The organism is Emticicia sp. 17c, assembly GCF_037153985.1.
Lineage (GTDB): Bacteria > Bacteroidota > Bacteroidia > Cytophagales > Spirosomataceae > Emticicia.
The window spans coordinates 35,070-47,993 of the sequence record NZ_JBBAYI010000007.1; the positions used below are offsets into that span (position 1 = coordinate 35,070).

The window sequence follows — 12,924 nt, forward strand, 5'->3', positions numbered from 1 at the left end:
AATAATAAATAAAAAAATTATCGAGCGGTATCAAAAGAAAAAACTCGAAAAAATGGTATGAAATTTGATTGGCTGTGAGGCTGTTTTTTCTGAATAAGTTTGTATTTTTTTTATGTGACATAAACTCAAAAACCCAATACATAAATGAAAACTTTTACTAAGTCAACTTTGAATACTATTGAGGAAGTTCTGACAGAAATTAATAACCTAATCGCGCAAAAAGAGAAAGAAGACTACGCTAAAATTTTTGTTAAGCGCAGCAATCTCACCTCCACTTATCAGTCGAATGAATATCTGACAATCATGGACATAAGCTCAACACTCGCTTCTGGAAGTGTTACCTGGCAGGCAGACTTTAGTTTATAAGCAAAACCTTATTAAACTAATAATTATTTATCAAAGACTATACCAAAAATAGGACAAAACACAGTTTTATTTTTTAATCCTATTTTACCAGTTTACGATATAGCTCCGTTTTAGAAGGGTCAACTGAAGAAAGCACCTGAAAAGCCTTTTGTTTTTCATCTTTTGAGGCCTCCGAGAAAACATTCACTAATTCTTGCCCCTTAGCATCCATAAAACTATTCATCAATACCGAATTAGTTCGGCTTTGTTGTATGGTTTTAATTGAGTTCAAAAACTCAAGTATCTGTCTGCGGCCTGTGGCTGGGTCGTTAGCAAAATTATCTAAGGCTAATCTATGGTAAGTATAAAAACCCTCGCGGAAGGGTAGTAACTGCTGATTCTGTAAATTCTCAATTAACCAGTAACGATTCCTCACATCGCCGGTTTGTTCCCAGCCCGACTGCCCAGCACTAGCAGCCATGTTAGCAATGTTATAGGCTCGCGCCAGAAACTGGTCACCACCCGTTTTAGAAAAACTATCGTAGTCGAGCGTGAGGGCAACCATGGCATAAAAACCCAGAATCGAAGTAAGATTATTAGAAAAATTCTGTTCATTAAAAATCATCTGGCGGTCTTCCGGCGAAAAAGATACATTGAAATTCCGGTCTACGTACGTTAGCAGCAGCGTCTGATACGTAGTATTATACACGGGCCTTATTACCTGAAACTGCGCATTTCCCAGAAAAACATTTTGCTGTGGCGACTTCGTAAATGTAATAATCAGGTTACATTTAATACGTTCTTCCTGAGAGAAAATATCGTTTGTCCAGCGTCTGTTATTCATAAAATCGCTAATAGCTATTTTCATGTCAACAAATATCTGTTTCTCTGCGGCTTGCTGCGCATTAATCTGGTCCGACACAATCGTTACATTACAATTAAGCTCCTGTGCATAACTACCAGCCGAAAAGCCAATAAACGTTAATAAAATAATTAATTTCTTCATTTGTATCTTTATCATAAAGCAAAAGGCCACTCTTTAGAGTTCGGCTACTTTTTGAACTACTATATTTAATATATCTGCGGCTACTTCCTGTTTGGTTTTCAAATCAAAGTCATAGGTATTACCCTCTCTATCGAGAATCTTGATTTTGTTGGTATCATAACGAAAACCCGCCCCTTTATCTTGTAGAGAATTCAGTACTATTAAATCAAAATTTTTCCGTTCCAGTTTTCCTTTGGCATTTTCCAGTTCGTTGTCTGTTTCTAAGGCAAAGCCTACAAGCAATTGAGATGCTTTCTTGTTTTTACCTAAAGTAGCTGCAATATCAACTGTTTTGGTAAGCTCAATATTAAAAACATCTTCTTTCTTTTTTATTTTTTTGTCGGCTACGTGTTTGGGCGTGTAGTCTGCTACGGCCGCGGCCAGTATGACAACATCACTTTCAGAAAAATGTTTTTCTGCAGCCTCATACATTTGCTGTGCCGAAACTACCTTTTCAACTTGTATGCCAATAGGAGCAGTAACCGATACCGGCCCACTTATAAGTGTAACCTGCGCTCCTGCCAGCCTAAAGGCTTCGGCAATGGCAAACCCCATTTTTCCCGACGAATGGTTGCTAATAAAACGCACGGGGTCTAGAGGCTCCTGCGTTGGTCCGGCTGTGATTAGTACCTTTTTGCCTTCAAGAATAGTATTTTTAAGGAAATGACGACGTAGCTCATTGACAATATGCTCAGGTTCTGCAAGGCGGCCTTCGCCCACTAAACCGCTGGCTAATTCGCCGTTTTCGGCATCAATAATGGTATTGCCATACGAAACCAGTTTGGTAAGGTTGGTAACCGTACTAGGGTGTTTATACATATCGAGGTCCATGGCAGGTGCAAAAAAAACGGGGCATCGTGCCGACAGATATGTAGCCACAAGCAGGTTTTCGGCCAACCCATTAGCACATCTGGCAATGGTAGTGGCCGAAGCAGGTGCAATAAGCATTACATCGGCCCAAAGCCCTAGTTCTACATGGTTGTTCCACTCGCCTGTTCCTCCTTTAGTAAAAGAAGATAAAACCGGATTTTTTGATAGAGTAGATAACGTTAGCGGAGTAATAAAGTCTTTCGCCGATTCGGTCAATACTATTTTTACCTGTGCGCCTTCTTTTACCAACAGGCGCGTAATTAAGGCCGATTTATAAGCGGCAATACTTCCAGATACTCCCAGAAGTATTTTTTTATTTTTTAAACTCAAGGCTGAAACAGTTGGTATGATTTTTTTATTATATATGATATTTCACAACAAAAATAGAAAACATCAGATTAACTCTTTGATATTTTCGTTAAAAGTATATACTTTACACACCGGAAGCCCATATAATTTTTGATGAAACGACTCACGCGCATTTTAATATGGTTGATAGTTGGAATTTTTGCACTGATAGGATTAGTCTTTGTCTTTATACAATCACCTACTGGGCAAGATTTCCTGACCAAAAAAGCTGTTGCGTATCTGCGTGAAAAATTAGGTACCCCCGTTACGGTAGAAAAAGTTCGTTTTCGTATTCCTGACTGGATTACGCTGGAAGGTGTTTATATTCAGGACCAGAAAAAAGATACCCTGCTTGCTGGAAAACGAATGCATGTTGACCTTGATATGCTGGGTTTACTAAGCAGCAATTTAAAGCTAAATCAGATAGAACTAGAGCAGATTCGGGTCAAAATTAACCGTACATTGCCCGATACTACCTTCAATTTTAATTATATTCTTAAAGCATTTATTTCGGACGAACCCGTCGATACCACCTCCTCTTCTGACCCTTTCGATATCAGTTTAAAGCACGTAAAGCTAAATAATGTGCGTATAACATACAAAGATGCTGTACTAGGGACCGACGCCGACGTATACCTGAAAAATATGGAAACCGAATTCAGCGAGTTTAATATCGTTAAGTCGCAATATCATCTGGCAAATATGGTAGGCGATGGCGGTTTGGCCAAGTTAAGACTATATAAACCACTGAAAGTCAGCACACAAGAAACAACTCAAAGTGCATCCAAGCCCATCACTCCAACCGACACACTCGACCTGAATTTAGGCAAAATAAATCTGGCTAATTTCAGTTGGTCGCTCGAAAGTGAAGAAGACGGCCTCAAAAATGGCGTAAATCTTGGCCGTTTAATAGGCGAAGGAGACAAAATTTACCTCAATAGCCAGAAAGTAATTTTAAAGAAAGTTTCTCTCGAAAATACGAATGCTTATGTAGAACTGGCCAAGCAACCCCAAAAAGCACCCGCTGCCAAAGCACCTGCCGATACAGCTAGCAACGGTGCTGGGTGGTCGGCAATGGTTGGCGATATTCAGATAAATAATGTAGGCTTACGTTACGACGATAACAATACAGCTGCACAACCCAAAGGGCTTGATTATGCACATCTTGATGTCAAAAATCTGGGAGTTGTGCTACGCAATTTTGTATATAGCCCTAATAAAATTGCTGGTCAGTTAGCCAAAGGCACTTTTACTGAGCGGAGTGGTTTAGTGCTTCAAAACCTTACAACCAATTTCAATTACTCTGACAAAGAAATAGGGTTGAGGAATTTTTTCCTCAAAACTCCCCAAACTGTGATTCGCGACGAGGTAGTGATGCAATATGATACCATCTCCGATTTAAGTAATAATCTTGGAAATATTCGGGTTAAAGCCAGTATCAAACAAAGCCAGTTGGCCGTTCGTGATTTACTTTTACTAGTGCCTTCGTTAGCCGATAACCCTACGTTTAAAGATAGCAAAAATGATGTCATAAAAGCCGACGGAGTTTTTACTGGTAAAGTAAATAATTTATCTGTACCCAAACTTTCAATAACTGGCTTTGGCGCTACCAAAGTATTGGCAAAAGGAAATATTACAGGGCTACCAGACATGAATAAGCTGGGTCTTAATCTTGACATTGATGAGGTAAGTGCCACCAAACAAGACATTATTAAATTGGTAGGTGCTAATACTTTGCCGGAGTCGATAGAGATACCCGAAAAAATAACTGTTAGAGGCAAACTGAAAGGAAAGGCCGACGACCTTCAGGTAGATGCTTCACTTAATTCAGACCTCGGCGAAGCCGCTTTCGCAGGTAATTTGCAAAATTTTGTAAAAGGTAGTAATCAGGCTTATGACGGCAAACTTACTTTGAAAGATTTTGATGCCGGCAAATTTATTAAGCAGCCCGAAAATGTAGGCAAACTTACGCTCACAGTCAATGCCAAAGGCACAGGTATTGACCCTAAAACCATGAATGCTACTTTTGACGGAACGGCAGAGAAGGCCGTACTGAAAGGCTATGAATATAATAACCTGATTTTGAAAGGTAACATTCAGAATCAGATTGCCAATGTTAATGCGTCGCTGGATGACCCTAACGCCGATTTTAAACTGATTTCCAGAATAGATTTGTCACAGCCGTATCCGGGTATACAAGGCGATGTATCAATTGCTAACATTGATTTGAAAAAACTTAACCTTTACGGCGAAGACCTCAAGATAAAAGGTAATATAAAAGTTGATTTAAAATCGACCGACCCTAACGACCCCCTCGGTGATGTACGCATTAATGATGCTGTTATTGAAACCGCAGGAAAAAAAATACCACTCGATACCACGCATCTGTCTATCAGAAATGTGGCCGACGGCCGCGATGCCATCCTGAAATCGCCTTTCCTGAATGCCCATGTGCAAGGAAATTTCGATTATACACGTCTGCCTGATATTTTGCTTACAGAGGTAAATAAATATTTTACGGTTCCGAATGTAACTTATACACCTGTATCAGAAGCATATCACCTGAGTTTAAATGCCAAAATTAATCAACATCCGGTTATTCAGACCTTTGTACCGGCCCTCACAAAACTCGATACCGTCAGAATCGTAGCTGAAATTGATAGCCGGAAAGATACCACCTTGCAAGCAGCAGTGGCTGTTCCGTTAGTTGAGTATGATTCATCAAGTGTAAGTAATGCTAACCTGAAACTATTTGCAGTGGGCAATAAAGCAACATATACCGGAAGTGTGGGGCAAATAAACGTGTCAGATTTTAAAATCAGACGTACGTCGCTTGGTGGAGAAATAGCCAACAACACACTTACAACTAATGTGGTACTGAAAGATTCGGTCAATAAAAACCGTTACGCTTTTGCTACGCGTCTGCAATCGGTTGAGGGGAAATACCGCATTAACCTGAGCGAAAAAGGTACACTGATAGATTACAAAGAGTGGCAGTCTGACTCGACAGGTTATATCGAATACAGTAATCAGGGGCTTTATGTAAAACAGTTTTTGTTAGCTCGTAACGGGCAACGCTTGTTGGTGAACAGCACAGCTACTCAGCCTAACTCGCCCATAAAAGTAACTATCGATAGCCTCGATATTAAACCATTTGTGACAATTGCCACCCTTGATTCAACCCTTGCAGGGGGTAAGCTGAACGGTAATTTCGAACTGTCGAACTATATGGATTCACCGGCATTTACAGGAGACCTCGTTATTAAGAACTTTACTTTTACACAAATACCAATCGGAAACCTGACGGTAAAGGCATCAAACGAATCAGCCGATAGAATCACAACTAAAGCATCTATTATTAGTAATAAAAATGATATTCAGGTAAGCGGAAATTATTTGCTGAAATCTAAAAATGCGCTCGATTTTAAAATTGATATAAATAAACTCGGGGCCGAAACAGTACAGGCTTTCAGCTTTGGACAACTAAAAAATGCCAAAGGTAATTTACGCGGAAAACTAAACCTGACGGGCCAACCAACCAAACCATCTATTTCCGGTGAAATACGGTTCGATAGCGTTTCGCTGAGCCTTACACAATTAGGCTCTAAATACATTTTTACTAATCAGGTAATTGTTTTTGACAATAGCGATATTAAATTCAATAAGCTCGTAATTGCCGATACGCTAGGGCAGAAGCTGCAAGTAAACGGGAATCTGAACATTCAAAATATACCCAACTTTACGTATAAGCTGGATATAGATGCACAGAACTTTATGGTGCTGAACGGAAGCCGGAAAGACAACGATTTCTTTTATGGCAAAGGCTTTATTGATGCCAACCTGAATGTGCGTGGGGTAGGAGCCAAGCCATCAATTGAAGGAAACGTTAAATTAAAAGAAGGAAGCGATATAACAGTTATCATCCCCGACGAATCAATTGGTGAAACTGAAACGGATGGCATTGTTGAGTTTGTGAACATGAAAAATCCGGTTGCTGATACGCTGAAAGATAGCACAGCTACTCAAACAACTTATGATTTTGCGTCCGAAATGGCACTCAATATAGAGGCCGATGACAAATCTCAGTTGACTATTGTGGTTGATGAAGTAAATGGCGACAACCTGAAAGTAAAAGGAAATGTACAACTAAATACAGGTATTACGTCAAGTGGAGAGTTCTATATTTTTGGTCTGTACGAACTTACCTCAGGTCAGTATGATTTAACTTTTGAAGTCTTGAAACGTCAGTTTCTCATCGAGAAAGGTAGTACACTCTTATGGACCGGCGACCCTATGAAGGCCCAGATTGATATTACAGCCGCGTATCCGATCGATGTTGAACTTACCTCGCTTAACGATGCCGCCAAGGTTTATGGTAAAGTGCCTGTAAAAGTTTTACTGAAAATGCAGGGTAATTTATCGAACCCAACCATTGATTTTGATATTGTGCTTGACGATAAAAGAGCCACAAGCGACGTGAAGAATTTTGTAGAGAATAATGCTGTTTTTGGCAGCTTCGACAATAACCCTGTGGCTATGAATAAGCAGGTGTTTTCGTTACTGATATTAGGTCGTTTTTCTGGCGAGCAATCGTCTGACTTCTTCTCCGGTATCAATGCCGAAGCCATTGCCCGCCAGAGTGTAAGCAAGCTCTTAACCGACCAGTTGAACGTACTGGCTGGCGACCTCATAAAAGGTGTAAAACTAGACTTTAATTTGAATTCGGCTTTGTTGGCAGGGCAAACAGGAGTAGTTGGAAACAGAACAGACCTGAATGTAGGTTTAAGTAAGGCTTTTCTTAACGACCGTCTGACCGTATCAGTAGGGCGGAACTTCCAGTTGGAAAACACTACGGGGATACAGAAAAATTCAACCGAAATTTTCGATAATATCTCTTTAAACTATAATCTTACTAAAGACGGCCGCTACATATTCAGGGCTTATCGTAAGAATGAGTTTTTTATTCTGGATGGCTACGTACAGGAAACAGGCGTGAGTTTTGCCGTAACCCTCGACTACGAACGTTTTAAAGAATTATTAAAAAAGGATAACAGGAAAAAATGAGAGCAGCCAGATACATACTATTATTGAGCATGATAGGCTTATGGAGCTGTTCGGTTACCAAGCATATACCTGCCGGAGAGAGCTTATACACAGGGGCAGAAGTAAAAATCCAAGCCGATACGCTTATTACGAAAGCACAATCAAAACAAGTACAGGGGCAAGTGGAAGAAATTATCCGGCCTAAGCCCAATAGTACTATTTTGGGTTTTCCGTATAAAGTATGGTTTTACTACCTGTTCGGAGAGCCTAAGAAAGAGAAAGGCTTCAAGAGCTTTTTCAGAAAACGTTTTGGCGAAGCACCTGTATTAGCTAACAAAAGAGCCGTAACAACCAGCACCAGTATTATTAGTAACTTCCTGAATAATGAAGGGTATTTTCGCTCAACCTCAAGTGGCGAGTTGGTGGTTAATGGCAAAAAAGCCAAGAGTGTTTTCACGGTTTATCTTAAACCCCGTTACACTATTAGTAGTGTAGCGTTTGTAAAAAAAGATAGTAGCCTTTTTATGAAAAACTTTTTCATGGCAGAAAAAAGAACACTACTACGTGAAGAAACCCCCTACCGCTTTGAGGTAATTAAACTGGAGCGTGAACGAATAGACCAGTTTTTGAAACGTCGAGGCTTCTATTTTTTTCGCCCCGACTACCTCATTGTAAAGGCTGATACCAACCTGAAAAACTATAAAGTGAATCTGTATGTTGAACTAAAACCGAATGTAAGCCAGACGGCCTTAAAACAATACTATATTCATGATATTTATGTAAATACCGATGCCACGGATACAACGCACATCAACTATGTTGACTATAAGCAGTTGAAAATATCAGACATTACCAGTACATACAGGCCACGGGTATTTAACGATGCCATTGGTTTCCGGTCTGGAATGGTTTATAGCAGCACCGTGCATGATGCCTCTCTTTCACGGTTAATTAACCTCCGTAATTTTAAGTTTGTTCGTAACCGATTTGAGTTAGTACCACGCTCTGACTCCGCCTTGATAGACGTTCATTATGACATGACACCCCTGAAAAAGAAAGCCTTGCGTTCTGAAATAAATGGTTCGTCAAAATCGAATGGCTTGGTGGGTGTGCAATTTGCCTTAAACTGGTCGAACCGGAACCTGTTTAAAGGGGCTGAAATTCTTAATGTAGGTATCAATGTAGGAACCGATATTCAGATGAGTGGCCGTAAACTGACCAACCTCAACAACTACTATCAGTACGGGGCAACAGCTAATTTATCGTTCCCGAGGTTTGTAATCCCTTTTTACAGAGTAAATCCGGCGCGTAATCAGGCACTTCCTAAAACCAACTTGACACTAGCATATAGCAGGTTGTTACAAAGAGGTGTAGCCTATAACGATGATAGCACCACATATAGCTACACTCAATATAAACTTACCTCAATTTCAGGTTCATGGGGGTACGAATGGCGACCAAATCCGAGGGTATTGCATAGCCTTACGCCATTTTCTATTAATCTGGTAAAACCCCAAGATATCAGCGAAGAGTTTGTAAGAAAAATATTCAGTAGCCCTAATCCTCTGGATATTGGTCGTTATCTGGATATTTTGAAAAATCGCCTGATTCTCGGGGGTAATTACACATTCACTTATACACCTCAGCAAAGAAACAATAATCGTCATTTCTTTTATTTTTCAGGGGGGGTAGATATTGCGGGGAATATTGGTAGCTTGTTTGCTAAAAAATCGAGTGATGAAACTTCGCCGAAACTACTTTTTGGCATTGCCTATGAACAATATATAAGATTTGATGCCGAAGCCAGATATTATTATGATTTTACGCCTAATATCCGTTTGGCAAACAGACTGGTACTTGGTTATGGGCTGCCGTATGGTAATTCATTCCAGCTACCGCAGGTTAAACAATATTTTGTCGGTGGAAGCAACAGCCTGAGGGCGTTCAGAGCGCGTGCAGTGGGGCCGGGTAATTATTATGCCGACTCCCTGACGGTTTCTATATTTGGTTACCGTTCGTATGGTGATATTAAACTTGAAGGAAATACAGAACTTCGGATGAAAGTGAGCAGTTATATAAATCTGGCGGCTTTTGTAGATGCAGGTAATGTGTGGCTAACCAAATATGATCCTAGTAATTCGTTCTATCTTGATAGCGGCGTTAAATTCGACAAAGAATTTTACAAACAACTGGCTGTTGGCGGAGGGCTTGGCTTGCGTCTGGATTTTAGTTATATTAAGCTACGTTTCGATTTGGCTACGCCTTTCCGAAAACCCTGGCTACCTGCCGGAGAACGCTGGGTTTTTAAAGACATAGATTTCTCAAGAAAAGCCTGGAGGCAAGAAAACCTGATTCTAAGCATAGCCGTTGATTATCCTTTCTGATACAATATTATATAGCAAAAGCCCTTCTCGTTCATTAATACGAGAAGGACTTTTGCTATAATAAAATCAGTAAAAAAATAAGGCAACAGTTAAACTATTGCCTCGTTCATATACTTTGTTACATCAACCAGAAGATGATTTACTCTTCGTCTCTCCAACGGTGTTCCACTTTGTCTTCTGCAAATTCGTCAAGTGCAATAGACGTTGGTTTTGGCTGACGCTCATAAAAACGTGAAATTTCTATTTGTTCACGGTTTTCAAAAATTTCTTCCAGATTATCAATATTTGAAGCAAATTCGGCGAGTTTTTGTGTCAATTCCTCTTTGGTTTTAACAGCCACTTGTCTCGCGCGTTGCGACACAATAAATACTGATTCGTAAACATTACCCGTTTTAGCGGCTAATTTGTCTACGTCGCGTGTTACTATTGAAGGATTTACTGCCATAATATAAAAACCCCAGCCTCTAACGGGGTATTGTGTTTATGTATAATGTTTAAAGTAAAAAAGCCCTTTTAGAGGCTAGGGGCTGTTTTTACCTATTCTCCTGTCTTTTTTTCAGCTTCAGCTTTTTGGGCTTCGGCTGCTTGTTTTGCTTTAAGTTCTTTTACTTCCTGCTCTAATTTCGCAATTCTTTCCAGTTGCTTGTTTGCACCGTCATAGGCTTTTTGTGCCTGTTTTATATACTTGCTCTTAGGGAAGGCGTCAATAAATTCTTCATAAAATTTCAGTACATCCAGATAACGCTCTTTCTGTTTGTTTTCAAAACTCACATTAGCCAAATCGTACTGAGATTGTACTTTCAGATATGCCAGTTCTTCATTATACTGAGAGTCTGGAAAATCTTTCTGAAAGTTATCGATAGTTACTACTGCTGCTTTAAAGTTAGCAATGGTAACACCACTTGTTTTGTAATAAAGTTTAGCCTTTTCGTAAGCCTTTTCTTCGAGCCTGTGCCTTAAATCAATCAAATGCTGATTACAGTTTTCGGCATATTTGCTTGTCGGAAAACTATTGATAAACGTTTGAAGCGCATCAATAGCTGTTAGCGTATTGGTCTGGTCAAGGTTAAAATTCGGAGAATCCTTGTACATCGAATACGCATACATATAAAAGGCTTCCTCGGCTAAAGGGCTATTGGCATAAGTAGCATAAAAACTCTTAAACAAATAAGAACTCATGCTATATTGCTTTTGCTGAAACTGAGAATAAGCATTAAAGAATTGTGCCTGTTCTGCCAGCGAATCCCCCTTTAATAAAGGAATAATTTCTTCAAAGAGCAAACCAGATTTATAGTAGTCGCCCTTTTTATAATAATCAATGGCCGCTTTGTATTTTTCTTCGGTTGTACCTTTCTTCTGTAACTTCAAAAACTTGCTCGAACAAGCCGAAGACAACACAATGAGAATCAATAAAAGGGCGGTATATGGTCTTTTCAAAAACATGGGTGCAAAGATAATAAAAAATATATGCTTTCAGAACGAAAAAATAAGCATAATTATTTTTATATCGTTTTTTATTCCTGAATATATCCTATTAAATTAGCTTTTGTGTAAAAATCAGCCTTTTATCTGCTTTAAACTAGCTTCATTTGCCGCCAGCACCGCCTGAATATCATCGCTGCTAAGGGCTGTTGACAGGAACAAAGCCTCATACTGCGAAGGAGCCAGATAAACCCCCTGATTAAGCATAGCATGGAAGTATTTGCTGAAAGCCGGAATGTCAGACGTTTTGGCTGTTTCAAAATCAACCACGGGTGTTTCTGTAAAGAACAAGCTATACATTGACCCAATGTGGTTAATCTGATAATTTAAGCCTAGTTTATTTAAAATTTCACGAATTCCCCCCACAATCTTATGGCCAGTTTCTTCCAGTTGTGCATATACTTCTGGGTGTTCGTTCAGGTGGGTCAGCATGGCATAGCCTGCTGCCATTGCTATCGGATTCCCCGATAATGTTCCGGCCTGATACACAGGGCCTTGTGGAGATACACAGTCCATAATTTCTTTGCGCCCGCCGTAAGCACCTACGGGCATACCTCCGCCAATAATTTTGCCTAAAGTAGTAAGGTCAGGCATAATATTAAACCTTTCCTGTGCGCCACCTTTAGCCAAACGGAAGCCTGTCATTACTTCATCAAAAATCAGCACAATTCCTTCTTTTGTGCAAAGCTCGCGCAAGCCTTCCAGATACCCTTCCTGTGGCAATACACACCCCATATTACCCACTACGGGTTCAAGAATCAGGGCTGCTATCTGGCCTTTATTGGCATCAACAAGGGTTTGAACCGCCTCTAGGTTGTTAAACGGAGCCGTGAGTGTATCGTTTGCTACACCTTTGGTTACCCCCGGGCTGTCAGGTACTCCCATCGTGATAGCACCACTGCCAGCGGCAATCAGGAACGAGTCACCATGCCCATGATAACAGCCTTCAAATTTGATTATTTTATCGCGACCTGTAAAACCTCTGGCAACCCGAATGGCAGCCATTGTGGCTTCTGTTCCAGAGTTTACCATCCTGACTTTTTCAATAGATGGAACCATGTCAACAATCAGTTCGGCCATTTCAATTTCTTTACGGGTAGGTGCGCCAAACGAGAACGAATGCTGAATGGCCTGCCTTACAGCTTCTTCTACGGGTTCGTAGGCGTGCCCCAAAATCATTGGCCCCCACGAGTTAATTAATTCAATATAACGATTATCGTCTTCATCGAAAATATAGGCCCCTTTCGCTTTTTTAATAAAGATTGGGCTTCCGCCAACAGATTTAAAAGCTCTGACTGGGGAATTAACCCCACCGGGAATAAAATTTTTTGCTCTCGCAAAAAGGGCTTCGCTTGTTTGAGTTATCATGAGGCCGATACTTATGGTTTAATTCAAAATGGCTGCAAA

8 protein-coding genes are annotated in these 12,924 nt (G+C 40.2%); 3 read left to right on the top strand and 5 right to left on the bottom strand.

Annotation, left to right across the window (positions count from 1 at the left end; translation table 11 throughout):
• Nucleotides 1-144 precede the first annotated feature (144 nt).
• Nucleotides 145-366 carry a hypothetical protein gene (locus WAA15_RS14240; protein ID WP_337043453.1) on the top strand — a complete coding sequence of 74 codons (222 nt, stop codon included), beginning with the start codon at nt 145-147 and terminating at the stop codon, nt 364-366.
• Nucleotides 367-445: 79 nt separating this feature from the next.
• On the opposite strand, the gene porD is transcribed toward WAA15_RS14240, so the two are convergent.
• Nucleotides 446-1,351, bottom strand: a complete 906-nt coding sequence (porD, locus tag WAA15_RS14245) for a type IX secretion system protein PorD (RefSeq protein WP_337043454.1) — start codon at nt 1,349-1,351, stop codon at nt 446-448.
• A gap of 33 nt (nt 1,352-1,384) precedes the next feature.
• Nucleotides 1,385-2,590, bottom strand: coding sequence for a bifunctional phosphopantothenoylcysteine decarboxylase/phosphopantothenate--cysteine ligase CoaBC (gene coaBC, locus WAA15_RS14250; protein WP_337043455.1), 1,206 nt, complete (start codon nt 2,588-2,590; stop codon nt 1,385-1,387).
• A gap of 132 nt (nt 2,591-2,722) precedes the next feature.
• Here coaBC and WAA15_RS14255 point away from each other — a divergent pair, with 132 nt between their 5' ends.
• Complete coding sequence (locus WAA15_RS14255) at nt 2,723-7,672, top strand: translocation/assembly module TamB domain-containing protein (RefSeq protein WP_337043456.1); 4,950 nt, start codon at nt 2,723-2,725, stop codon at nt 7,670-7,672.
• Nucleotides 7,669-10,035, top strand: a complete 2,367-nt coding sequence (tamL, locus tag WAA15_RS14260) for a translocation and assembly module lipoprotein TamL (RefSeq protein WP_337043457.1) — start codon at nt 7,669-7,671, stop codon at nt 10,033-10,035. Before WAA15_RS14255 ends, tamL begins: the two co-directional genes overlap by 4 nt.
• A 139-nt stretch (nt 10,036-10,174) precedes the next feature.
• On the opposite strand, the gene WAA15_RS14265 is transcribed toward tamL, so the two are convergent.
• The 3 genes from WAA15_RS14265 to hemL all read right to left on the bottom strand — a co-directional run bounded on the left by WAA15_RS14265 (nt 10,175) and on the right by hemL (nt 12,885).
• On the bottom strand, nt 10,175-10,480 hold the full coding sequence (locus tag WAA15_RS14265; RefSeq protein ID WP_337043458.1) for a DNA-directed RNA polymerase subunit omega: 306 nt from the start codon (nt 10,478-10,480) through the stop codon (nt 10,175-10,177).
• Between the two features lie 92 nt (nt 10,481-10,572).
• Complete coding sequence (locus WAA15_RS14270) at nt 10,573-11,478, bottom strand: outer membrane protein assembly factor BamD (protein WP_337043459.1); 906 nt, start codon at nt 11,476-11,478, stop codon at nt 10,573-10,575.
• Nucleotides 11,479-11,592: 114 nt separating this feature from the next.
• Nucleotides 11,593-12,885, bottom strand: a complete 1,293-nt coding sequence (gene hemL, locus WAA15_RS14275; RefSeq protein WP_337043460.1) for a glutamate-1-semialdehyde 2,1-aminomutase — start codon at nt 12,883-12,885, stop codon at nt 11,593-11,595.
• Between the last annotated feature and the right edge of the window lie 39 nt (nt 12,886-12,924).